Source organism: Luteimonas sp. Soil_C_16, from assembly GCF_057657295.1.
The window spans coordinates 402,427-425,454 of record NZ_JBDGIS010000002.1; the positions used below are offsets into that span (position 1 = coordinate 402,427).

Consider the following 23,028-nt stretch of genomic DNA (forward strand, 5'->3'; position numbering starts at 1 on the left):
GCGGTCCTTCGGGCATTTGGGCGGAATGAAACCGCGTACCGGCCGCCGCGTCAGCCCCGGGCCGGCCCTAGGTACGCGTGCTGCCCCACGCCGATCGCCATTTTTTTATCGCAACATGGGCTTGCGAACCCGGACACGAACAGGGCGCCTCCCGGCGCCCTGTCAGGTGCTGCAACTTGGAACACCGCATCAACGCAGATTGACGAACCCGTCCGCATCCACGTTGCCGTTCGCGATCCGGCTGCGCATGTCCGCGGTGCTCAGGCCGGTATCGAGCTGGAAGTGCGGCCGGTCGACGAAGGTCGTCCAGTTGCCGCCCCATTCCAGACCCATGTCGGTGCCGATGCGGCCGATGGCGTCCCAGTCGGGGCTCCAGTTGATGCTGCCGTTCGGGCGCACTTCGACGACGTCGAAGGCGGTGGCGAAGTTGTGGTTGCTGTAGCCGCCGCGCGCATTGGTGACGATGTCGCCCGGCGTGGTGCGGCCCTGGGCGTACAGAGCATCCTGCTCGGCGTAGGTGCGGAAGCCCTGGGTCACGCGCAGCGTGATGCCCAGTTCCTGCTCGACGCGATTGACGAACTCGGCCGCCTGGCCGCGCAGTTCGGGATGCAGGCCGGCGATGCGCGCATTGCTCGGGCCGTCGGTGACCCGGGCGACCTCACCCGGGGCGACCGGTTCGGTGGCCGGCGGCTTCTCGACCGCAGGCGCGCCATTGAGCTGCGCCCAGGTGTTCGGGCCGACGACGCCGTCGACCTCGATGCCGCGGCTCGCCTGGTAGCTGCGCACCGCGCCCTCGGTGCGGGCGCCGAAGATGCCGTCGGCCGTGCCCGGGCTGAAGCCTGCAGCTGCCAGACGGGTCTGCAGATCAGTGACGGCCGGGCCGCGATCGTTGCGTTCGAGCGTCGGCGTGGCCGACGCCGGTGCGTTCTGCTGGACCGGCGCGGTGCCGTCGGTGCGCGCGCCGCCGTTGAATGGCGTACCCAGCAGGCCCTGCGCCTGCGCGTCGGCGACGGCCGTGCGCGCGGCGGACACGTCGGTGTTGTAGGTATTCGTCAAGCCCTTGTAGGCGCCCCAAGGCGACAGGTTGGTGCCGTTGTTGGAGAGTTCGAACGCGACGCGGGCATTGGTCTGCGGGTCGAACAGCTGCTCGTTCGAGCTCAGACCGAAGGCTTCGCGGCGCTCCGGACCCATCGCACCGATCATGTTGATCTGGGTCAGGCCGTAGGACTTGTCGCCAGTGGCGGCATTGCCGTTGAACGCGGCCGGATCGCCTGTGGATTCGCGCATTGCGATCGCAACCATGCTCACCAGGTTCTCGCCGCGGAAGCCCGCTTCGTGGAACAGCTGGGCGAGCTGGGTGCGATCCAGCGGGCCGCCGGTGTAGGTGCCCTGGGTCGCGTTCGCCGGCGCCGCGCCATTGACCGTCGCCGCGTCGCTGCTCAACGGCCTGGTGCCGGCGGGCAATGCGATGGACTGGTCGGGATAGATGACGTCGGGGTTGTTCACCTGCGGATTCGCCGCCAGCAGGCCTTCCAGGCTGACGCCATGGGCCTTGGCGATCTCCGACAGCGTGTCCCCGCGCTGCGCGGTGTAGGACGGCGTGGCCTCGCCCGGCGGCGGCAGGTCCTGCAGACGGCTGGTGATTTCGGATGACGAGACGGCGTTGACGCTCACGGCAGGCTCCTGGATCGGTCGGGCACGCATTCCCGGATGTCTCCAGTGTCCAAGCGTCTGCGCCCGCGCGACAGATGGGGGGTGCCCCAGCGTGCATGGGTCACAGTTCGCGGTCCAAGGTCGCAGCGCTGAAGCCCCCCGTGCACGGGGGAGGGTTGGGTGGGGGCGGACCTTCCTATGCAGGGAGATCGAGCCCCGGCGCGGGCATGGCGAGCGGTCCTCATATTGCGCGAGCTGACGGTGTGCCCCCATCCCGTCCTTCCCCCGCGCGCGGGGGAAGGGGCGGACAGCCGCGGGCGTGACAGCAACCCCATCCTCACCACGCCGCGATCCACTTCCCGATTGAATGCGCGGATGCCGCGACGCCGACCTGCCGACACCCCCGCCCGTCCACGCGATCTGACCCGCGGTGCGATCGGCCCCACGCTGTTCGCGTTCGCGCTCCCGATTCTGGGCGGCAACGTCATGCAGTCGCTCAACGGCTCGGTCAATGCGGTCTGGATCGGGCGCTTCCTCGGTGAGGGCGCACTGGCGGCGATCGCCAACGCCAACAACATCCTGTTCCTGCTGCTGGGCGCGGTGTTCGGTGTGGGCATGGCGGCGACGATCCTGGTGGCGCAGGCGATCGGTCGCGAGGATCTGCCGGGCGCCAAGCGCGTGATCGGTACCAGCGCGACGTTCTTTCTCACCGCATCGGTCCTCGTCGCGCTGGTCGGCCTGCCGCTGTCGCGCCACGTGCTGCTGTGGATGGGCACGCCGGCCGATGCGCTGCCGCATGCGGACGCCTATCTGAAACTGATCTTTCTCGCGGTGCCGTTCCTGTACGCGTTCGCGTTCCTGTCGGCGATCCTGCGCGGCGCCGGCGATGCGCGCACGCCGTTCCTGTTCCTGCTGCTGGTGGTCGCGCTCGACATCGTGCTGGTGCCGATGCTGATGCTCGGCGTCGGGCCGCTGCCGGCAATGGGCATGGCCGGCGCGGCGCTGGCCAGCCTGGTCGCGAATGCGCTCGGTCTGACCGCCCTGCTCGCTTGGCTGCGGCATCGGAAACACCGCTTGTGGATCCATCGCACCGAGCGGCATCTCTACAGACCGGACTGGACGATCGTGCGTGCGCTGCTCGCCAAGGGCCTGCCGATGGGGCTGCAGATGGTGATGCTGTCGGCGGCGATGATCGCGATGATCTCCATGGTCAATGCGCACGGCGTCGACACCACCGCGGGCTACGGCGCCGCGCTGCAGTTGTGGACCTATGTGCAGATGCCGGCGATGGCGATCGGCGCGGCGTGTTCGACGATGGCGGCGCAGAATGTCGGCGCCGGGCACTGGGACCGTGTGTCCCGCATCGCCGCGACCGGCGTGGGCTTCAACGTGCTGATGACCGGCGGGCTGATCGCGCTGTTGTTGCTGCTCGACCGCGCCGCGCTGTCGCTGTTCCTCGGCGATGCCAGCGTCGCGCTGGAGACCGCGCGCCATCTGAACCGCATCGCGATCTGGTCGTTCCTGTTCTTCGGCGTGACCTTCGTGCTGTTCGGCGTCGTCCGCTCCACCGGCGCGGTGATGCCGCCACTGGTGATCCTCGCGGTCACGCTGTGGGGTGTGCGCGTGCCGTTCGCGACGCTGCTGCAGCCGACGCTCGGCGTGGATGCGATCTGGTGGAGTTTCCCGGCCAGCGCCCTGCTCGCGATGCTGCTGTCGATCGGCTACTACCGCTGGGGCGGCTGGCGGCGCGCCCGCATGCTCGATGGCGCGCGCGAGCCGGTGGCGATGCCGGCCGAAGTGCCGGCGCAACCGCCGGCGCCACTGGCGAGTCTCGATCCGCACGACACACAGGACGGGCGTCGCCGCGCGCTGTGAGGATGCGGCAGCCGGCCCGCGCCTGAACCCGTGGACCGCGCTGCATTGACCTGCCTGCGTCGCGACGGCATCTAGGACGTTCGAACGCGATGTTCCGCGTGCACCCGGACAGCCCATGCGCACTGCACCTTTGCTGATGCTGTTGATCGCTACCGCGACGTCGCCTGCGTTCGCGCAGCAGTTGCGCAATCCGGCCGATCCAGCCCCACGCGCCGCGCCGGTGCTGCGTCAGGCGGAACCGTTGCCGCGCCTGCCCACGCATGTCGGCGCGAACGCGGCGCGCGATGCCGCGCACGAGCGCTGCGTGCAGGCGGCCTCGCGCGCGATCCAGCCCACCAGCGACGCCCGCGTGGCGAGCGCACAACGTCGCGCCGCGGCGATCGAAACCCAGCGCGCCGCACGCGGCGGCGATGCACGCGATCCGACGGATCGGAGCGGCCTGCGCGCGCAGCGCGATGCGCAGCAGCGGATGGCGATGCGGGAGCGGAATGCGGCGGGTCAATGGTTGTCGGTGGCGCAGGCGAATTGCCGCTAAGGCGTCGGCTTTGCGCTGATGCCTGTCGTATTCAACACCTGCTGTGATCCCGGCGAACGCCAGAGGTGTTCTTCAACAGCCGAATGGCTGGTCATCCAGTGATTTCGGCTCTGCGTTGTGTCTGCCTGATCGCTTTGAAGACTGGACAGCGTAAGTCGCTGGATTCCGGCTTTCGCCGGAATGACGGCAGCTAATTTCCGGGGATCCACGAAGACCTCTGCCCCCGTCATTCCAGCGGAGGCTGGGCTTTCGCTGGAATGACGGAATGGCAGATCGGCGCGCACTTCAGCTGCTGATGCCCAGCGAGCCTTGCGATGACGCCGACTCCCGGCTCACCCCCACTTCGGCATCTTCGCCCGATCCAGCCCCGCGACTTCGAACACCGCCGTCCGGGTACCGCCCGCCTTCACCGGGAATTCGATCGAGACCGTCTTCGCGCCGTCGAGCAGGCGCCACAGCGCGCGTTCGTCGTCGATGAACATCGCGATGGCTTCATCGGTCTTCGGGCGGTTGGCGGCCATGCGGCGGGGTTCGGCGTCGTCGACGCGCACGCTGACGCGGCAGCTGGGGTAACAGTCGAAGTCGCCAGCCTGCAGCACGAGATAGCTGCTGCGGCCCCAGGACGGGTGGTCACGGAAGATGAGCTGCACGCGTTTCGCGCCGGTGCCATCGACATCGATGCTGTCCTTGGCGTAGATCGCCGCCGACAGCTGTTCGCCGCCTTCGACGTTCGCGGTGTTGTAAGTCCACAGCGCCTGGGTGCGCGTGGTTTCGCGCAACGCTTCGCCCTTGGCCGCGACGTCGTCGAACTTCGCGCGCACGCGCTCCGCGGCGGCGGTGTCGGGATAGCGGGCGAGCAACACGTCGGCCTGCGCCTTCGCCAGCGCCCAGTTCTCGACCGCGACGGCGGCTTCGAAATCGCGCTCACCGGCTTCGGCCTGTGTCTCCGCAGCGGCGGCCTGGGCCTGCGCCTGTGCGGCGGCCTGGGCTTCGCGGTCCTGACAGGCGGTCAACGGCAGCAGCGCCGCGAGCAGTGCAGTGATGAGCAGGTGTCGGGATGTCATGCGGGCGTTCCTCGTTCGATCAGCCAGTGCACCGCGTCGGCGACATCGCGCGGTTGCTCCATCAGGGTCATGTGGCCGCTGCGGTCGAGCAGGACCTGACGCGCCTGCGGCATGCGCGCAGCGTACAGGGCCATCGCACTCGGATCGATCACCGCATCGTGCGCGCCCCAGATCAGCACGGCGGGTTGCCGGATGTCGCCGGCCGCATCGCCGGGCGCGAAGCGTTCGTCGCTTCGGCCGATGCGATCGAGCACCGATTGTTCGAACGCGGCCTCGTTGCGGCGATGACGCACGAACGCGATCGCACCCGGCCACGGCAGCGGCGGCCGTGCGCTGCGCTCGTGGAACAGCACCGACAGGTAATGCTCCATCGACGCGGTGTCCTCGATGCCGAAGGGATTGCGGCCGTCGAGCACGGCAAGCCCGAAGGCGTTGTCCTCGAAGTGCACGCCGGCCGCATCGAGCAGACCGACGCGCGCGACGCGGTCGGGATATTTCGCGGCGACCAGTGCGGCGATGCCGCCGCCCATCGAATGCCCCAGCAGCACGACCGGGCCTGCATCGAGATGGCGCAGGAACGCGGCGACGTGCGCGGCTTCGGCGACGAAGCCGTGGTCGGCATTCGCGATGCGTTCGCTGTCGCCCCAGCCGGGGAGGTCGGGCATCACGAGACGGAAGCGTGCATCGAGTTCGGGCACCAGCCGGTACCAGTTCTCCTTGCTGCCGGTGTAGCCGTGCAGCATCACCAGCGTCGGCGCGGATGCATCAAGGCCCGCGCGTTCGGTCCAGCACCAGCGCAGGCCGTGGATGCGCGCGCGATGCACGGTCAGCCGCAGGCGTCGACGCTGGCGCCCGTACTCGGCGCGGATCAGTTGCCGCGGCTCGCGGAACAACACCCAGGCGAATGCGGCGATGCCGATGGCCGCAACGCACGCGGCCGCCACGAGGGCGGCCGCGAACGGATGGCTCAATGCCTGCATCGCCTCAGTTGGCGGGTGCCGGCGCCGCCGGATCGGCAGGCGCGGCCGCATCGGCCGCAGGCGTCTCGACCGGTGCCGTAGCGGGTGCCGGCGCGGGCTTCGCCTCGTTGATCAGCTTCTCCACCGAACCGGTCGTGATGGGGTGGTAGCCCGGACGCGCGGTCGCGAAGATCTGCTTCGCCAGCGCGAGGCCCGGCTCGGTCTGCACCAGCGCGGTGTAGATCGGCATGATCAGCTTGCGACGGCCGACGCGCGCGGTGAACTCGGCCAGCGCCTCGTTCGCCTGCGTGTAGCCGCTGCGCACCGCCAGCGGATACCAGCGCATCGCGATCTCGCCGTTCTCCGTGCCGGTGAACTTGTAGGCCTCGTCCAGCTGGGCCAGCTGTTCGACGGTCAGCGTCGGCGGCAGGCTTTCGAGGAAGTGCAGCCATTCCTGGGTCGACCACGCGTCGGTGATCTGACGCGGCGGCAGCTGCGCGCTGCCCAGCCATGCCAGACGCGCGGAATCGACGATGCCGAAGTTGCGCGACATCACCTGCGGCGCGTAGCCCGGAATGCCCGGCGCGTAGACCCATTCCTGGATCTCGGCGTCGGTCACGGTGTCCGGGAACTTGTCGAACAGGTGTTCCTTGGCGTAGGCGAGGAACTGCTCGGTGGTGATGCTCTGGAACGCGAAGTGGTCGAAGTAGCCGCGCAGGAACGCGTCGAAATTCTCGCGACCGAAGCGCTGCTCGAGGAACTGCAGGAACCAAGCGCCCTTGTCGTACGACACCGCGCTCAGCGCGTCGTCGGCATCGAGTGCGACGTCCGGCTTCACCGCCAGCGCCTGCGTGGCTTCGGGCATCGACGCGATGTTCTCGCGCAGGGAGTTACGCGCGATCACGTACTCCATGTCGCTGACTTCCTTGCCGTACAGCGACTCGACGATGCGGTTCTCGACGTAGCTGGTGAAGCCCTCGTTGAGCCAGCCGTGCTTGGCGCTGGAGAAGGTCACCAGGTTGCCCGACCAGCTGTGCGCGAGCTCGTGCGCGATCAGCGAGACCAGCGACTTGTCGCCGACGATGACGGTCGGGGTGATGAACGACAGGCGCGGATTCTCCATACCGCCGTAGGGGAACGACGGCGGCAGGATCAGCAGGTCGTAACGCTCCCAGCGATACGGGCCGTAGAGCTGCTCGGTCACCTCGATCATCTTCTCGGTGTCGGCGAACTCGGCGACCGCGCGGTCGACCATCGCCGGCTCGGCCCACACGCCGGCGCGATTCGAGATTTCCTTGAACACCAGGTCGCCGGCGGCGATCGCCATCAGATACGACGGAATCTTCTGCGGCATCTTGAAGCTGTAGTCGCCGTCGCGCTGCGCGGCCGGATCGTTGTCGGCGCTCATCAGCACCATGACGTCCGGACGTGCGGTGACGTGCGCGGTGTAGGTGTAGCGGATCGCCGGCGTGTCCTGCAGCGGCACCCACGAACGCGCGTGGATCTGCTGCGACTGGCTGAACATGAAGGGCAGCTGCTTGCCCTCGGTCATCTCCGGCGTGAGCCACTGCAGGCCCGACGCGTCCGGCGAGGTCACATAGGTCACGCGGACCTTGGCATTGCGCGCGGGCGTTTCGATCGTGAGCTTGCTGCCCAGCGTCGCATCGGCCTGCGCCAGCGCGTACTGCAGCGGCTGCCACTGGCCGCCGGCGGCTTCGCCTTCGACCTTGGAGATCGTCAGGTCGCGCGTGTCGAGCACCAGCTGCGTGGCGGACGAGTCCTTCCACTGCAGCGTGTAGGTCGCGGTGCCGGCGATGGTCTTCGCATCGAAGTCCAGCGCGATGTCGAGCGCCAGGTCTTCGGTGACGACCTTGTCGGGCTCGGCGTAGGAATGCTCGTCGCGGTCGACGGCGGCGGGCGCAGGACCGGTCGCGGGGGTCACGGCGGTCTGGTCTCCGGATTCACGCTGGCAACCAACGGCCAGCAGGGCGAGCAGCAGTGCCGGCAGGAACCGGCGGACATCCAGCTTCGATCGCATAAGGGGTTTGGCAACGGACAGGGATGCACAGTCTAGCGCGGGGGGATGGCAGGCCTGTGGAGTGTGCGGAATCGCACACTTGTGCGGTGCTCCGGCAAGTGCCGTTCTTTGCCGCGCCCCGTCATTCCCGCGAAAGCGGGAATCCATTTTGACTTGCTCGGCTTCGGCTTCAGCTTTAGCTTTGGCTTCTGCTGTTCGCCTTTGACTTGAATCGAGCCGTAGAGCGAGCCGAGCACCGGAGCCTGGCGTGGCCGAAGAGCAGCCCATGTCTGAGCGCAGCGAGTTTGGGCTGCGTGCCGCGTCAGGCGAGGAGCGGAGGGAACCGATGCGGCTTCATCGCATCGGCTCGCGTCCGGCGAAGACGGTTTTGCTTACTTTTGCCAAGACAAAAGTGAGCCGCGCGACAGCGCGGAAGCCCTGTCTTTGATCTTCTCTCTCGGCGTTCATTCGTCTCCCTCAAGCCGAAGAATCAAAGTCGCAAAGCGACGAGCAAAGAAGCCGGAGCAGGTGCAGGGCTTTCGCCCGCTGCGCGTGCGAGTCCCTTTTGGATGGACCCAAAAGGAACCAAAAGGTCCCTTCGCCGGACGCGATCCGCCGCGATACAGCCGCGGCGGTCCCCTGCGCTTCTCGGGCAACGGGGCACGCAGCCCAAACTCGCTGCGCTCAGACATGGGCTGCTCTTCGACCCCGCCGCCCTGCGATGCTCGGCTCGCTTTACGGCTCGATTCAAGTCAAAAGCTAGAGGCCAAGGCCAAGGCCAAAACCAAAGCACAAGACACAAAGCGGAAGCAGAGCAAGCCGACGGCTCAGCATCCTTCGAATTCAAAAAGAAAAGGCCGCGTGCGAACACGCGGCCTTTCCCGATCAGGTCCACCTGACGCGTAGTGTCACCGCGCCAGTCAACCGCCTCCGATGCACACGCAGCGGAGGCGATGCGTTCTCAACGCACCACGTTGAGGAAGTGGATATGCCGCTGGTACTGGTCGAGCACGTCGTGGATCAGCTCGTCCTTGCGCCAGCCCATCACGTCGTAATCCTGGCCGCCTTCGCGCAGATGGACCTCGCCGCGGTAGAAGCGGTCGGTCTCCTTCCGGCGACGGCGCGGATCTTCGAACATGAAGCTCGGCGGCTCGTACGGCACCGGGCGCACGGAGTAGAAGAAGTCCATCTCCTCGCCGTGACCGACCTGCAGCCAGACACGGCCGTCGTCGCCTTCCTCGACCGCGACTTCGAGGTTCTGCTTGCGCAGCTCCGCGGCCACGTCCTCGAACGCCGGCCTGACCTGTGTCTGCAGGAATGCGAGCACTTCCTTCTGCATCGGATGGTGCGCGAGCGAGCGCAGACGGGCCTTCCAGTCGCCGCCCGCGCCGATCCCGACCGGCGCGACACGCGCGTCGCGCAGGCTCGTGCGCTTGACCACTTCCAGACGCATCGCCCGCACCATGCCCCAGCACATCAGGATCATGACCACGGTAAACGGCAGTGCAGAGGCGATCGTCGCCGCCTGCAGCGCGGCCAGACCACCGGCGAGCAGCAGTGCGATCGCGACGATGCCCTCGGCCAGCGCCCAGAAGATGCGCTGCCACACCGGCGATTCCTCTTCGCCCTTCGTTGTGAGCATGTCGATCACCAGCGAGCCGGAGTCGGACGAGGTCACGAAGAAGATCACCACCAGCGCGGTCGCCAGGCCGGACGTGATCGTCGAGAACGGCAGGTTCTCGAGGAACTGGAAGATCGCGACCGAACTGTCGGCCGCCACCGCGTCGACGAGCTGCGTTGCCCCGTCGACCATCACCATGTGCAGCGCGGTGTTGCCGTAGATCGTCATCCACAGGAAGGTGAAGCCCAGCGGCACCAGCAGCACGCCGACGACGAACTCGCGGATGGTGCGGCCACGTGAGATGCGCGCGATGAACATGCCGACGAACGGGGACCAGGCGATCCACCAGCCCCAGTAGAACAGCGTCCAGCCGCCCAGCCAGGTGCCGCGGGATTCGTAGGCGTACAGATTGAACGTCATCGCGAACACGTTCGAGATGTACATGCCGGTGTTCTGCACGAAGGTCTGCATCAGGTAGACCGTCGGGCCGGCGATCAGCACGAACGCGAGCAGCGCCACCGCCATGATCATGTTGAGCTCGGACAGACGGCGCACGCCCTTGTCCAGACCGCTGACGACCGAACCGGTCGCGATCAGTGTGATCACGCTGATCAGGATCACCTGTGTGGTGGTGCCGACCGGCGTGTCGAACAGGTAGTTCAGACCGGCGTTGATCTGGATCACGCCCAGACCCAGCGAGGTCGCCAGGCCGAAGATCGTGCCGAGCACGGCGAAGGTGTCGACCGCGTGGCCGATCGGGCCATGGATGCGATCGCCGATCAGCGGATACAGCGACGAGCGGATGCGCAGCGGCAGGCCGTGGCGATACGCGAAGTATGCCAGCGACAGCGCGACCACCGCGTAGATCGCCCACGCGTGGATGCCCCAGTGGAAGAACGTGATGCGCATCGCCTGTCGCGCGGCGGCGACCGTCTGCGCATCGCCGACCGGCGGTTCGGCGTAATGCATGATCGGTTCGGCGACACCGAAGAACATCAGGCCGATGCCCATGCCGGCGGCGAACAGCATCGCAAACCAGGTCGCGTAGCTGTAATCGGGACTGCTGTGGTCGGGGCCGAGTTTCAGGCGGCCGAAGCCGCTGATCGCGATGCCCACGATGAAGACCAGGAAGCCGGCGACCGTCAGCACGGTGAACCAGCCCGCCTCGTCGGCGACCCAGGCCTTGGCATGGCCGAACATCGATTCCATCGCCTCGGGGGCGATGAACGACATCACGATCAGCGCCAGCACGATCAGCGCCGAGGGATAGAACACGGGACCGAGAATGCGCGAGTGCCAGCGTTCTGGCGGCGCGGCCGGATCAGTGTCCGGACGCACGGTGGGATCGTTCATGGAAAGTCCTCATGGCAGGACGCGACAGCGCGGAGACAGCGTGGATCAGAAGCTGCCGCGTCCAGGTGAAACCGCCGGCGACCGGCGGCGTATCGATGCGGCCGGGCAGCGCCCGGCCGTGGATCAGAAGTAGAAGCCGATGTTGACGTTGAGTCGCGAGTGCCAGCCGTCGTTGGCCGGATCGCGCACGCCGATGCCGGGGCCGCCGGCGAACCACATGTTCTTGCCGGCGATCCAGTCGACGTAGGTCAGCATCACGCCCTTGCCGAAGCTGCAGCCGGTGACGTTCTGGATCGAATCGCGCAGACCGGGCTCATTGCCGACCGGCAGGGTCGCGCTGGCGTTGTTGTAGCAGGTGATGCTGTCGAACCAGCCGGTGCGCTGCACGTCGTAGGCGACGTTGAACGTCGGCACGTCGGCCTGCGAGGCGATCTCGAACGGGAACATGAAGGCCGACATCGCGATGCGCGATTCCGGATTGTCGTAGCGGTAGCGCGCCCACTGCGCCTGCAGCGTCAGCGGACCGCGCACCCATTGGCCGTGCACGGCGGCGCCGGTGTGATCGTGCTTGCCATCGTCGATGCGGTTCTCGATGCGACCGGCGAACGCGGATGCGCCCCAGGTCGTTTCCCAGCCGTCGGCTTCACTGGTGTGCTCGTACCGCACGATGCCGCGTTCGCGCTCGCGATAGGGCAGATCGTCCGTCGTCGCGACATCGAAGGAATAGCGGTCGAAGTTCGCACCGGTACCGTACTCGTCCCCCGCGAACACGCCCGCGTGCCACTGGTGCGCGCCGGACTGGCGCTGCCACACCACGCCGAGGTCGTAATCGTCCTCGATGCCGAGGTAGTAGCCCGAACCGAACCAGAAACTGTGCGAGGCCGTGGGCAGAAGACCGAACGGCACCTGCTGGATACCGGCGCGGATGTCGGACGTGGCGCCGTCGCGGCCGTCCTCGAGTTTCCAGCCCGCGTAGGCGTGGTGTACGGCGTCGAATCCGTCGTACCAGCGGTATTGCAGCGAGAAGAACGCCGGACCGGCGTTGCCGCGTGCATCGACCCGCAACAGTTCGAGTTCGGGACCGCTGCTGGGGCCGTAATCGAGCCACCCGTAATTGAAGCGGACCGCGCCGCCGAGTTCGAAACCGGGTGTCTCGTCGGCGCCATCTTCAGCCGACACTGCGGGCGCCGCAGCCACGAAAACACCACACAACAACCACTTGAAACCGCGCGAAATCACGACGGGTCTGCCCTCCTCGATAATTCGTAAACGCAATGCAGACCGGCCATCTTAACGATTTCTGCACGAACCCCCAAATGCGCGACGTTTCAAAACTGTAGAAAACGGCTTGAAAACAGGGGTTTTCACGCGTCCATCGATATGCAACGCGCACGCGCCTCCATCCGCCGGACGAAACGTCTGCAAGCGAAGGCACGGCGGGGAGAAAACTGTGATGGCCGGGCGCAAGGCCCGAGGCATGCGTCGCCACATGCGGGCGCTATGATCCATGAACGGCGATGATGCCGATGTGCAGGCACGTTCATGACCGTCTACGTCGACGATGCGGTCCATTCCTGGCGCGGCGAGCGCTGGGCGCATCTGCTCGCCGACACGCTCGACGAACTGCATGCCTTCGCCGCGCTGCTCGGCATACCGCGACGCGCATTCCAGGACCGCACCAGTGGCGCGCATTACGACGTGACCGCGGCGATGCGTGAACGTGCAATTGCACTGGGTGCGATGCCGATCTCGCGCCACCACGATCGTGCGCTCGTGCGCGCGGTGATCGCGAATGCGCGCCGGCAGGGACGCGGCGAGGCGCCGTAGGTGAAGCCGGCACCCGGCGGCGGTATCCTGCGCGCAGTTTCCACACCGCAATCCGACGCCATGACCGATACGCCGCCCGACCATCTCTCCAACGATCCGCGCAGCCCGCACTACAACGAGGCGGCGATGAATCGCGGCATCGGCATCCGCTTCAACGGCAACGAGCGTCGCGACGTCGAGGAATACTGCGTCAGCGAAGGCTGGATCCGTGTCGCCGCCGGCCGCGCGCTCGATCGCCGGGGCCAACCGCTGACCGTCAAGCTGCGCGGCACCGTGGAACCCTACTTCCATCTGGAAGCCTGACCCGCCCATCCGAGGACGCGCCCGATGCAGTACCTGCTGCTGATCTACACCGACGACACCTTGCTCGACGGTCTGGCCGAGGGCGAATACGACACGATGATGCGCGGTTGCCTGCAGCATGCCGATGCACTGCAGGCCGACGGCACGCTGCTCGGATTCCAGCAGCTCGAACATGCGAGCACCGCCAAGACCGTGCGCACGCGCAGCGGTCGCACGCAGGTGTTCGACGGTCCGTTCTCCGAGACCAAGGAAATGCTGGCCGGCTTCAACCTCATCGAGGCCGAGAGCGAGGAAGAGGCGTTGCGCATCGCGGGCGATTTCCCGTGGGCGCGCACCGGCAGCATCGAAGTGCGCCCCGTGCGCGATGTCGGGCTTGTACGGACGCGCGTCGGCGCCTGAGCGCACGCGCGGCGCGTTGCGTCAGATCTGCACGCGATTGCGCCCGGACGCCTTCGCGACGTAGAGCGCGCGGTCGGCCACGTCGATCAGCGCCTTCGCCTCGCGCGTGTCGTCCGGCCCCGATACCGCGCCGCCGACACTGACGGTGACCACCTGCGCCAGCGACGACGCGGGATGCGGCAGCGCCAACGCCTCGATGCGCGTGCGCAGCGATTCCGCCGCATGCCAGGCCTGGCCCGCACCGTGGCAGGGCAGCAGCACCGCGAATTCCTCGCCGCCGAAACGCGCCGCCAGGCCGTCGGCGTCCGCCGCCGCGGCCGCGCACACGCCGGCGATCGCGCGCAGGCATTCGTCGCCGTGCAGATGCCCCAGCGCATCGTTGAGCGCCTTGAAGTAATCGGCGTCGGCCAGCAGCAGCACCATCGACTGGCCGGCGGGTCGCAAGCGACGCAGCATCGCGTCGAGCGCCTGGTCGAACGCACGCCGGTTCGCGATGCCGGTCAGGCCATCGACCATCGACATCTGCTGCAGCCGCGCATTCGCGACTTCCAGCGCCGCGGCGATGCGCGCGAAATGGATGGCGCCGGCGATCTGGTCAGCGATCGCGTCGAAGGCCTCGCGCATGTCGTCGTCGAAGAACGCGGAATCGGCGCTCTCGACATTGAGCACGCCGTGCAGACGCATACGGTGGCGGATCGGCACGAGGTATTCGGAGCGCACCTCGTGATTGCCGGCGAGATAATCCGTGTCGGTATCGACATCCATGATCAGCTGGGGCTCGCCCAGACGCGCGCAGCGGCCTGCAGCGCCGACACTGAGCGGCCACGGCCAGGTCATCGGCGACAGATCGATGGTCCCGGCCGAGACCTCCTGCACGAAGGCTTCGCCGGCCTCGTCGAGCAGGATGATGCTGACGACCGCGACCGGCAGTTCCGCCGCCACGACATCCACGATCCGCTGCATCACGCCGTCGAGCGCGCCGTCCTGCAGGGCCTCGCGCGAAACCCGCGCGAGGATGCGCTGCAGCGATGCGCGGCCGCCCGTACCGGCATGCCCGGCGCCTGCTCCTGCATCGCGCTCCCCCATCGCGTCCTCCCGGCCCATGGCCCGGGCGGCGTACCGCCCAGGCGCACTGTACGCCGGTCGATCGTGTGGCGGGCGTGGGTCAGCCGCCGCGCGCTTCGGCGACGATCTGATCGGTGATCGCCTGCACCTGTTTGACCGTCATCGGCGCGAAGATGCCCTGCCACGCGCTCGACGCAGTGTCGTAGGTCCGAGTCGCCGCAACCTTTCCGCCGGGCACTTCGATGAACTGCGCGCTGGCCTTGATGTGCGCATTGCCGGTCATCACGCCGAGTCCGTAGCGCGCCCCGGTGGAGACGTAGCGGAAGCTGTCGACACGCACCACCACGACCACACCCGGCGGGTCCAGCGACGCAGGTCGGCTGTCACGCACGCTGCCCTGGATGCCGGCGGCGGTGGCGGACGTGCGGATCGCGTCGTTCCACAGGGCGCGGAACTCCGCCCAGTCCTCCTGCGCCCGCGCGGTGTCGCTGCCTTCGACGACCAGCACGACCTGGCGCACGTCGCCGTTGATCGCAACCGGATCGACGGGCGCGGCAGCGGGCCGTTGCACCGTCGCCGCGCACGCGGACAGCAGCGCGGCGGCACCGAGCAGAACGAGCGAACGGAAGAGACGCGGCAGACGCGCCGCGGGCGGAGTCACAGGGGTGTGGATGTGCATGGCAGGGCCTCGTCGGATGGCTGGCATCGCGCGGCCCCGGATCACTCCCCCTGCGCAGCGTCCGGTGCGCGCGCTCTGTTTCTAGCGGGGATTCCATTCACGGCGGGTGAAAGGCGCCTGACTTCGAGCCATCCCCGCTTGCGGGCGGAGGTCGAGTGTCCCCTACAGCAAGCCGTCCCGCTTCACGGCCAGATAGCGCCCGACCAGCGCGGACGGCAGTTCTTCGCCGGTGACATCGAGCACGGCGATGCGGTGGTTGCGCAGTGCATCGTGCGCGGCCTTGCGCTGGGCGAGGTAACGGGCCGTGGCACCGGCGCGGATCGCGTCGTCGTGGTCGCGCACGTCGGTCGACAGCACCTCATCGAGCGCGCGTTCGCGAAGGGACGCGACGATCACCAGATGCCGTTTCTGCAGCATGCGTACTGCGGCCAGCACATCCTCGATGTCCTCGTCGCGCAGGTTGGTCACCAGCATCAGCAGGCCGCGGCGGCGCTGGCGCAGCGACAGCTCGGTCGCGGCGGCGAGATAGTCGGTCGCGACCGCTTGCGGCTGCAGGTCGTGGCTGATGCGCAGCAAGGTGTCGACCGCGCCCATACCGCGCTGCGGGGCCATCCAGCGGCTCTCGCCGCCGGTGGCGAACAGGCCGACCGCATCGCCCTGGCGCAACGCGAGATAGGACACGACCAGCGCCGCATCGAGCGCGTGGTCGAAATGCGACAACGCGCCGTCCTGGGCGAGCATGCGCCGACCGGTGTCGAGCACGACGACGAGCTGCTGGTTCTTCTCGTCCTGGTACTCGCGCGAGATCAGCTTGCGTGCGCGCGAACTCGCCTTCCAGTCGATCTGGCGCAGGCTGTCGCCGACGCGGTATTCGCGCATCTGATGGAAATCGGTGCCCTCACCGCGGCGACGCTTGATGTGTGCGCCGACCAGCCGCGAGGCGCGGTCGGCGCTGAGCAACGCGAAGCGCGCCAGCGGTGCGAAATTCGGGAACACGCGCACCTGATGGCGCGTGCCGGCGTCGCGCCGCTGCCGCCACAGCGCGAGCGGCGAACGCAACCGCAGTTGCACACCTTCGAACACCGCCGCGCCGCGCGTGTCGGGCTGCAGCGTGTAGTCGACACGCGACACGGTGTCCGGCGCCAGGCGCAGGCGTCGCGGCAGGCCATCGACGCGCCAGCCCGGTGGATGCAGATCGAAGACCTCGAGATGCTGGACCTGTGGGCCACCCTCGAGTTGCAACGAGACCGGCCGCGCGATGCCGATCGGCCAGGCCTCGGCCATCGTGCGAACGACGTCCGGGGTCGGACGCCGCAACAGCAGCACGAGATCGAGGATCGACAGCAGCAGCAATGCCGTGCCGAACACGTTCCAGGGCAGCACCGCGACAGGCCACAGCGACGCGGCGACGCCGCCCAGTCCCCAGACGACCAGCAGCACGACGAGCGCGATCGTCGGCCTCATGCGTGACGGCTCATGTGCGGGCGTCGCGACGGGTATCGAAACTGTTCAAGGTCCGTCGCGAGCGCCGCCAGATGGCGCGTGGTGGAGCGCAGGAAGCGCAGCGTACATGTGGTACGCGAGCACGCCGAGCACCGCACGCGCGTCAGCTGGCAAGCGCAGCAGGACATTGCGCAGTTTCTCACTTGCGCGGCGCTTCCACGCGGGCCAGCAGCGCCTGCAGCACCTGGTCGGCATCCTGGCCTTCGATCTGCAGCTCCGGCGCCAGCGCGATGCGATGACGCAGCGCCGGCGTCGCGATCTCGCGGATGTCGTCGGGCGTGACGAAATCGCGGCCCGACAGCACCGCCTGCGCCCGCGCCGCGCGCACCAGCGCGAGGCTGCCGCGCGGGCCGGCGCCGAGTGCGATGCCTGGCCACTTGCGCGTGGCCGCGGCGATGCGCACCGCGTAATCGATCACCGCCGCATCGACCACCGTCGCCGCGGTGCCCTGCTGCAGCGCGACGATCTCGCCCGGCTGCAGAACGGTTGCGAGCTGCGACAGGTCGAAATCGGCGGCGACCTTGCCGCTGCTGATCGCGGTGACCATCGCGACCTCGTCGGCATGCTCGGGATAGTCGATCAGCACCTTGAGCAGGAAACGGTCGAGCTGCGCTTCGGGCAGCGGATACGTGCCTTCCTGTTCGACCGGATTCTGCGTCGCCAGCGTCATGAACGGCGGCGGCAGTTCGAAGCTGTGGCCTTCGATCGTGACCTGCTGTTCCTGCATCGCTTCGAGCAGCGCGGACTGCGTCTTGGCCGGCGCGCGGTTGATCTCGTCGGCCAGCAGCAGATTGGTGAAGATCGCGCCGCGGCGGACCACGAAGGTCTCGCTCTTGGTGTCCCAGACCGCGTGGCCGCTGACGTCGCTGGGCATCAGGTCGGGCGTGAACTGCACGCGCGCGAAGTTGCAGCCGAGCACCGCCGACAGCGCGCGCACCAGCAGCGTCTTGCCGAGGCCGGGCACGCCTTCGATCAGCACGTGGCCGCCGGCGAGCAGCGCGACCAGGATCTGGTCGAGCACCTCGGGCTGGCCGATGAAGGCCTTGGAGACTTCATCGCGCACGGCGGCGACGCGCGCGGCGAGAGCGTCGCCGGTGATCGGTGCGGACGGGGGCACGGGCAGTTCGGTCATGGTCTGGCTCACAGGTTGTTGCGCATCTGGATCAGTCGGGCGATGCGCTGGCGGAACGCCGTCGCATCATCGGGTCGGGGCGCCTGCAGCGCCTGGCGGACATCGCGTGGCGACACGCCGGTGCGCGCGGCGATGGCCTCGATGCCGGCCTCGCCTTCGAGCGCGGCGGCGAGTGGATCGCGCCGGCGCAGGCGATCGAGGAACGTCGTGCGCACCGCGTCGTAGAGCAGCGGCGCGCGGCCGTATCGCACGAGATGTTCGCCACTCGCGGCGACGTGTTCGAGCAGCGCGCGCCGTGCGACCGGCGGCGCCGGCGATACCGGACCGAGCCGCTGCGTGCGCATCCACAACCAGGCGAGCAGCGCGAGCAGCAACGGCCCCCACGCCATCCAGCCGCGGGTGAGGATCTGGTACCACAGCGGCGGCACGCTGGCGGCGTAGACCAGATGCACGGTGCCCGCGCCCCAGTTCGGCGCCAGCAGCTGCCGGGTCAGCAGCGCGTGCGGCACTTCGCGCAGATCGGCATTGCGCATGAAATCGAAGTCGGCGAGCACGTCGACTCTGCCGGCGCCATGCGCCAGTCGCGCGAACACCAGACCGTCCTCGCCGCTGTCGCCCCATTCGAGCAGCGGCTCCGCGTCGACGAGGAAGCGCCGGCCGTTGCAGAACTCGACATGGCCGCCCTGCCCGGTCACCAGCAGCGGTTCGCACTGCGTGCGGCCGTCGACGGTGTGCACGCCGAGGCGTTCGAGCAGATCCCAGGGACGCGCGGCATCCGCGCGACGGCGCGGCAACGGCGTGCGCACCAGCAGATGTCCGCCCTGCTGGACCCAGCCGAGCAGCGCTTCGACTTCCGACGGCAGCAGCGTGCGCGGTTCGCTGTAGAGCAGCACGGTGTCGCGCGGTCCCAGCGGCACGCTGGCGAGTTGCAGACGCTGACGCGAACGCGCCTCCACCCCATCGGCGCGCAGCGTTTCGCGCAACGCGTACAGCGGGTTGTAGGCGGCCTCGCCGCGCGGCGGCAGATCGACGGTGTCGGAGACGCGCTCGTGCGTATGCAGGAACCAGGCGACGCCCAGGGCGACGATCAACGCGCCGAGTGCGGCGAGGGCGATGCGGGTGGGCCAGCGCATCAGGCGGACCATCCGAAACGCGGCGCCAGACGCGCCAGCAGCGCATCCAGGCCGGCATCATCCGGCAGGCGCTGGCCGTAGGCGGCGCGCTGCCAGACGCGCACCATCTCGGCGAACGCATCACGGTCTTCGGCATCGGGCAGGCGCCGCGACGCGCGCAGGACCTGCGCCTCGGTCGCGCCCGGCACCAGTGTCACGCCGGCGCGCGCGACCATCGCCTCGACGCCGCCGCGATACAGCAGCGCCAGCGCGCGACGATGCCGGCCCTCGGCCCACAGCCGTCGCACTTCGGAGACCAGATCGGCGGGCAGGTTTTCCGGCGGAAGCGGTGCAGCTTCGACCACGATCTCGCTCGGTTCGCGCACCGGTCCCAGGGTGTCGCGCATCCACGGCCACCAGCGGCGCGCGGTCCAGGCCAGCACGCCGACGACGATCGCGAGCACCAGCCACAGACCGTACTCGGCGATCAGCGCGAAGACCTGCCCGATCGCGGCCAGCAGGCCGGTGTTCGGTATCGGCGGGGCCGTGTCGTCTGTCTTGTCCTCGTCCGCGTCCTTGCGCTGCCAGCGCATGACCTCGCGCTTGTTGTCGAGCAGCGGATCGGCATAGGCACGTTCGATCGCGCGCTGGAACGCGGCGCCGTCCTTGAGGCGTCCGAAGACCTGCGGGAGCGTCGGCGTCTGCGCCGCATCGTCCTGCGCGACGTCCTGCTTGCGTTCGCCAGGCCGCCAGGTCTTGGTCGGATTGATCTCGCGCGTGCCTTCGCCGCCGGCGGTCGCTGCGTCCTGCGCCTGTCCGGAGACCGGCGCCAGCATCAGGCCGGCGAGCAGCAGCCCGAGCACCAGCGTCGCTGCAGGCGCCAGGCGCGCGCGCAGACGCCGGAACGCGATCTCCAGATCCCAGGCTTCCAGCTGCGTGCGACGGTTGAGATACAGACCGAAGCCGGCACCGATGTAGAACGGCTCGACCAGCCCGATCGCCATCCAGAACGCGAGATTGCCCAGCACCTGCACCCAGCGCGGCGGCTGCTCGGAGACCAGCGCCCACATCGCGCGTGCCGATTCGGACAGCAGCTCGGTGGGCACGAACATCAGCACCAGCGTCGACAGCGACAGCAGCAGCGCGGCCACGAACAACTGGCAGATCACGGTCAGCAGCAGCGCGTGTCCGCCGATGCCGTCGGCGAGCAGATGGCGCCGCTGCACGAGCGGCGCGCCGGACAGACCTTCGAGCAGATCCACCGGCAGCGTCGCCGCGCGCCAGGGACTGAACCGGCGCCAGGTCAGATGCCCGATCAGCGGCCGCCAACCCCAGCGCCATTGCGCATCGAGCGTCGCGCGCATGCCCAGCGCCGCACCGAACACCGCGCGCGACAGCACGAACAGCGGCACGCGATCGAACACCGGCTTGAGCCACCACAGCAGTAGCGCCGACAGCCACAGCTGGTCGATCGCCCAGCCCAAGGCGTTGAGCACGACGAACACCGGCAGCCCGAGCAGCAGCGACGGGCCCCAGATCGCGAGCGCGTGGCGGCGCACCAGCGCGTTGCCGAGCTCCATCGCTTCCCAGGCGGTGCGCGGCCGCAGTTCCACCTGCACGGTTTCAACGCGCATCGGCGACTCCGCGTCCACCGCGCCACAGCCACAGCCCGGTCAGCAGCCACAGGCCGCCACCGACACCGAACTTGACGGGATCGGGAATCGCGCCGGTCGACGACCAGAACGCTTCGACGAACGCCGCGAACACCAGCATGAAGAGGATGCCCAGACACAGCCGGCCACCGTCGCGACCGGCCTGCACCAGCGCATCGACGCGGCGCAGCTGACCCGGTGCGACCAGCGCGAGTCCGAGCCGCAGACCACCGGCACCGGCAATCACGATCGCGGTGAGCTCCGGCGCCGAATGGCCGACGACGAAGCGCCAGAACGGACCGCCGTGGCCGATCGCCTGCAGATGTCCGGCGACCGTGCCGATGAAAACACCGTTGAAGATCAGCACGAAGATCGTGCCCACACCCGCAAGCAGACCGCTGGCGAAGGTGCGGAAGCCGATGCTGACGTTGTTCCAGATGTAGTAGCCGAACATCTCCATGTCGCTCTGGCTCTCACGCGCGAAACGCTCGGCTGCGCGCGCCGGGTCGTACATGCCTTCCATCTGCGCCAGCTGCTCGGGCGACATCACCCCGTAGGCGAGTTCCGGCCACTGCTGGATCAGCACGAACATCAGCACCAGCGGCACCGCGAACAGCACCAGCGCGGCCCACAGGCAGCCGCGCTGCGCGCGCACCAGGCGCGGGAAATCGGCGAGCAGGAACCGCAGCGCACGCCGCCACGGCGGCGGTGGCGGGCGATAGAGCACGTTGTGGCCGCGCTGCATCAGCGCCTGCAACCGCGCGGTGACCTGCGGGCTGTAGCCGCGACGGCGGGCGAGCGCCTGCTGCTGGCACAGGCGGCGATAGCGCGAGGGCACGTCCTCGTCGACCAGGCCGTCCCAGTCGCGACGCGTCGCACGCGCGCGGCGCGGACTGCCTTCGCGCGCATCGAGCCAGCGTTCGAACGCGTCCCACTCGGGCTCGTGCCGGGCGACGAAGGCGTCCTGCCTCATGCGCGCCGCCCCAGCAGCCAGTTGGCCACGCCCAGCAATCGCAGCACGCCGGTTTCGCCGCGGGCACCGGTGACCGGCATGGCGAGGTCGGCCAGTTCCTGCTGGCGTTCGCCGGTCAACGCGTGCGCGCGTTCGGCGAATGCGATCACCGCGAGCTGCTCGTGCGCCTGCAACGGCGCGGCCGGCGCCTGCGGCGCGATCTGCAACGCGTCGATGCGGGTGCGCTCGCGCGGCGCGTGGATCACCAGCGTGCCTGCGACCATGTCGCCGAGCCGCCGGCTCCAGGGATCGGCGAGGCTGGCGACCAGACCCGCGCCGTAGCCGAAGGGCAGCATGTCGACGGTGCGCATCAGATTGCGCACGAAACTCGCCATCCAGCCGATCGGCGCGCCGTCGGCCGAGACCACGCGCAGGCTCAGCGCGCGCTTGCCCGGCGTCTGCCCGCCGTACAGCGCTTCGAACACCACCGGATAGCCCCAGAACACGACGAACAGCACGATCATGTACAGGCCCGAGCCGAACTTGCCGAGCATGCCGAGCACGATCGAGATCGCCATCAACAGCGCGCCGCGGATCGCCAGATCGATCAGCCACGCCACCGCACGCGGCACCGGACCGGCAGCCGGCAGACGCAGCGCGACGCCCTCGGGGGTGTGGACCTCGCGGACCGTATCGAGCATCAGGCGCCGCGGCTCCGTGCGGTCATGCGCGAATGCGCGTCGTCCCGGTGCGTCATGTGTCGTACCTGCCCCTGCGCTGCTCAGCCCGCCAGCGCGGCGAGGTATTCGTCCTTGAGACGCACGTAGTGCGCGGCGCTGTAGTACAGGCCTTCGATCTGCGCATCGTCGAGCCTGCGAACGCAGCGCGCCGGATTGCCGACCCACAGTTCGCCTTCGCCGACCACCTTGCCCGGCGACACCACCGCGCCTGCGGCCACGAATGCGTGCTTCTTCACCACCGCGCCGTCGAGCAAAAGCGCGCCCATGCCGATCAGCGCCGCGTCCTCGATCGTGCAGGCGTGGATCACCGCCTTGTGGCCGATGGTGACGTCGCTGCCGATCAGCGTCGGGAAGCCGCCGCGCTTGGCATGCGGGCCGGCGTGGCTGACGTGGATCACGGTGCCGTCCTGCACGCTGGTGCGCGCGCCGATGTGCACGTGGTTCACGTCGCCGCGGATCACCGTCGCCGGCCACACCGACACGTCGTCGCCGAGCACGACATCGCCGATCACCGTTGCTGCAGGGTCCACATAGACACGTGCGCCGAGGCGCGGGGCGGTGTTCCGATAGGGTCTCAAGTCCATCGC

General features: G+C 68.5%; 20 protein-coding genes. 5 read left to right on the top strand and 15 right to left on the bottom strand.

Features of this window, described 5'->3' with window-relative positions; genetic code table 11:
- Positions 1-189: 189 nt before the first annotated feature.
- Positions 190-1,674 (bottom strand): peptidoglycan-binding protein, encoded by a 1,485-nt coding sequence (locus AC3A5T_RS05645; RefSeq protein WP_487627725.1) that lies wholly within the window; start codon positions 1,672-1,674, stop codon positions 190-192.
- A 354-nt stretch (positions 1,675-2,028) separates the two neighbouring features.
- On the opposite strand from AC3A5T_RS05645, the gene AC3A5T_RS05650 reads away from it, so the two are divergent.
- Together AC3A5T_RS05650 and AC3A5T_RS05655 are read left to right on the top strand one after the other, a co-directional pair.
- Positions 2,029-3,528 (top strand): MATE family efflux transporter, encoded by a 1,500-nt coding sequence (locus tag AC3A5T_RS05650; protein WP_487627726.1) that lies wholly within the window; start codon positions 2,029-2,031, stop codon positions 3,526-3,528.
- A 115-nt stretch (positions 3,529-3,643) separates the two neighbouring features.
- The gene (locus AC3A5T_RS05655) at positions 3,644-4,063 is read left to right on the top strand and encodes a hypothetical protein (protein WP_487627727.1); all 420 of its coding nucleotides are present in this window, start codon (positions 3,644-3,646) and stop codon (positions 4,061-4,063) included.
- Between the two features lie 332 nt (positions 4,064-4,395).
- Here AC3A5T_RS05655 and AC3A5T_RS05660 read toward each other — a convergent pair whose 3' ends face one another.
- The 5 genes from AC3A5T_RS05660 to AC3A5T_RS05680 form a co-directional block, all read right to left on the bottom strand.
- The gene (locus tag AC3A5T_RS05660; RefSeq protein WP_487627728.1) at positions 4,396-5,127 is read right to left on the bottom strand and encodes a hypothetical protein; all 732 of its coding nucleotides are present in this window, start codon (positions 5,125-5,127) and stop codon (positions 4,396-4,398) included.
- The gene (locus AC3A5T_RS05665) at positions 5,124-6,107 is read right to left on the bottom strand and encodes an alpha/beta fold hydrolase (RefSeq protein WP_487627729.1); all 984 of its coding nucleotides are present in this window, start codon (positions 6,105-6,107) and stop codon (positions 5,124-5,126) included. The genes AC3A5T_RS05660 and AC3A5T_RS05665 overlap by 4 nt, the downstream gene beginning before the upstream one ends.
- Positions 6,108-6,111: 4 nt before the next feature.
- Positions 6,112-8,124 (bottom strand): M1 family metallopeptidase, encoded by a 2,013-nt coding sequence (locus tag AC3A5T_RS05670; RefSeq protein WP_487627730.1) that lies wholly within the window; start codon positions 8,122-8,124, stop codon positions 6,112-6,114.
- Positions 8,125-9,064: 940 nt separating this feature from the next.
- On the bottom strand, positions 9,065-11,077 hold the full coding sequence (locus AC3A5T_RS05675) for a BCCT family transporter (RefSeq protein WP_487627731.1): 2,013 nt from the start codon (positions 11,075-11,077) through the stop codon (positions 9,065-9,067).
- 123 nt (positions 11,078-11,200) lie between these two features.
- Positions 11,201-12,256, bottom strand: a complete 1,056-nt coding sequence (locus tag AC3A5T_RS05680) for a hypothetical protein (RefSeq protein ID WP_487627732.1) — start codon at positions 12,254-12,256, stop codon at positions 11,201-11,203.
- Positions 12,257-12,619: 363 nt separating this feature from the next.
- Here AC3A5T_RS05680 and AC3A5T_RS05685 point away from each other — a divergent pair, with 363 nt between their 5' ends.
- Genes AC3A5T_RS05685 through AC3A5T_RS05695 form a run of 3 tightly spaced genes read left to right on the top strand, consistent with a single transcriptional unit; the run spans position 12,620 to position 13,606 of the window.
- Positions 12,620-12,904: a DUF4031 domain-containing protein gene (locus AC3A5T_RS05685; protein WP_487627733.1), complete on the top strand. Its 285-nt coding sequence runs from the start codon at positions 12,620-12,622 to the stop codon at positions 12,902-12,904.
- 60 nt (positions 12,905-12,964) lie between these two features.
- Positions 12,965-13,207 carry a DUF3297 family protein gene (locus AC3A5T_RS05690; RefSeq protein WP_332078105.1) on the top strand — a complete coding sequence of 81 codons (243 nt, stop codon included), beginning with the start codon at positions 12,965-12,967 and terminating at the stop codon, positions 13,205-13,207.
- A gap of 24 nt (positions 13,208-13,231) precedes the next feature.
- Complete coding sequence (locus AC3A5T_RS05695) at positions 13,232-13,606, top strand: YciI family protein (protein ID WP_487627734.1); 375 nt, start codon at positions 13,232-13,234, stop codon at positions 13,604-13,606.
- Positions 13,607-13,627: 21 nt separating this feature from the next.
- Here the strand turns inward: AC3A5T_RS05695 and AC3A5T_RS05700 are convergent, their stop codons facing one another.
- From AC3A5T_RS05700 to AC3A5T_RS05740, 9 genes are all read right to left on the bottom strand, one after another.
- Positions 13,628-14,710: a GGDEF domain-containing protein gene (locus AC3A5T_RS05700; protein WP_487627735.1), complete on the bottom strand. Its 1,083-nt coding sequence runs from the start codon at positions 14,708-14,710 to the stop codon at positions 13,628-13,630.
- 61 nt (positions 14,711-14,771) lie between these two features.
- A complete protein-coding gene (locus tag AC3A5T_RS05705; protein WP_487627736.1) occupies positions 14,772-15,350 on the bottom strand; it encodes a DUF4410 domain-containing protein in 579 nt (192 codons plus the stop codon).
- 162 nt (positions 15,351-15,512) lie between these two features.
- Positions 15,513-16,814 carry a DUF58 domain-containing protein gene (locus AC3A5T_RS05710; protein ID WP_487627737.1) on the bottom strand — a complete coding sequence of 434 codons (1,302 nt, stop codon included), beginning with the start codon at positions 16,812-16,814 and terminating at the stop codon, positions 15,513-15,515.
- A 178-nt stretch (positions 16,815-16,992) separates the two neighbouring features.
- On the bottom strand, positions 16,993-17,985 hold the full coding sequence (locus AC3A5T_RS05715; RefSeq protein WP_487627738.1) for an AAA family ATPase: 993 nt from the start codon (positions 17,983-17,985) through the stop codon (positions 16,993-16,995).
- 8 nt (positions 17,986-17,993) lie between these two features.
- Positions 17,994-19,118: a DUF4350 domain-containing protein gene (locus tag AC3A5T_RS05720; protein ID WP_487627739.1), complete on the bottom strand. Its 1,125-nt coding sequence runs from the start codon at positions 19,116-19,118 to the stop codon at positions 17,994-17,996.
- Positions 19,118-20,731 carry a DUF4129 domain-containing protein gene (locus tag AC3A5T_RS05725; protein ID WP_487627740.1) on the bottom strand — a complete coding sequence of 538 codons (1,614 nt, stop codon included), beginning with the start codon at positions 20,729-20,731 and terminating at the stop codon, positions 19,118-19,120. The genes AC3A5T_RS05720 and AC3A5T_RS05725 overlap by 1 nt, the downstream gene beginning before the upstream one ends.
- The gene (locus tag AC3A5T_RS05730) at positions 20,721-21,722 is read right to left on the bottom strand and encodes a stage II sporulation protein M (RefSeq protein ID WP_487627741.1); all 1,002 of its coding nucleotides are present in this window, start codon (positions 21,720-21,722) and stop codon (positions 20,721-20,723) included. The genes AC3A5T_RS05725 and AC3A5T_RS05730 overlap by 11 nt, the downstream gene beginning before the upstream one ends.
- Positions 21,719-22,402, bottom strand: a complete 684-nt coding sequence (locus AC3A5T_RS05735) for an RDD family protein (RefSeq protein WP_487627742.1) — start codon at positions 22,400-22,402, stop codon at positions 21,719-21,721. Before AC3A5T_RS05735 ends, AC3A5T_RS05730 begins: the two co-directional genes overlap by 4 nt.
- Positions 22,403-22,482: 80 nt before the next feature.
- The gene (locus tag AC3A5T_RS05740; protein ID WP_487627743.1) at positions 22,483-23,025 is read right to left on the bottom strand and encodes a gamma carbonic anhydrase family protein; all 543 of its coding nucleotides are present in this window, start codon (positions 23,023-23,025) and stop codon (positions 22,483-22,485) included.
- Positions 23,026-23,028: the final 3 nt, after the last annotated feature.